This is a genomic window from Burkholderia sp. MSh2, from assembly GCF_000731655.1.
Taxonomy (GTDB): Bacteria; Pseudomonadota; Gammaproteobacteria; order Burkholderiales; family Burkholderiaceae; genus Burkholderia; species Burkholderia paludis.
Window position 1 is genome coordinate 1 of sequence record NZ_JPGM01000068.1, and the last position, 685, is coordinate 685.

Annotated in this window: 1 pseudogene; it reads left to right on the forward strand. The window is 65.5% G+C overall.

Going from position 1 to position 685, the window contains the following annotated elements:
- A pseudogene (locus GQ57_RS31780) lies at positions 1-685 on the forward strand (filamentous hemagglutinin); the annotation flags it as partial.

A 685-nucleotide genomic window follows, 5' to 3' on the forward strand; every position in this document is an offset into this window, starting at 1 on the left:
GCGGCGAATGGCCTGCTGAACGCGGTGGTGAACAACAGCGGGACGATCGAGGCGCAGGGGCTGGGCACGCGCGACGGGAAGATCGTACTGGACGGTGGTCTGGTGCAGGTCGCGGGTACGCTGAACGCAGCAGGCGGTGAAGTGACGACGCGCGGCCGACAGGTGAAGGTGGCAGCCGATGCACAGGTCGATACGCGCAGCACGTCAGGTCGCACGGGTACGTGGACGATCGAGTCGGCGAACGCGAACGTCGACAATGCGGACGGTGCGTTGGGCGGACAGACGCTGTCACGCACGCTTGGCACGACGAACGTGGCATTGACGAACACGTCGGGCGACGTGACGGTCGATGGCGCGGTGAACTGGACGAGCGATCACACGCTGGCGCTGACGTCGCAACACGGCGATGTGGCGCTGAAGCAGGCGGTGACGGCAAGTGGCGCAAAAGCGAGCGTGAAAGCGAACGCGGCGGGCGAAATCCGCGTTGACGACAAGCTGGCACTGACGGGCGAACAGGCGCATCTGGAGCTGAACTCGGCGAAGGGTCACCGGTTCACGCAAGACAACGCGTCGGCAACGCTGTCGGGCCGCAATGCGTCGTTCTCGTCGAACGGCGAAGCGTATCAGGTGATCCACGATGTCGCGGGCCTGCGCAATGTGGACCGCGACCTGAAGGGCCGCTACG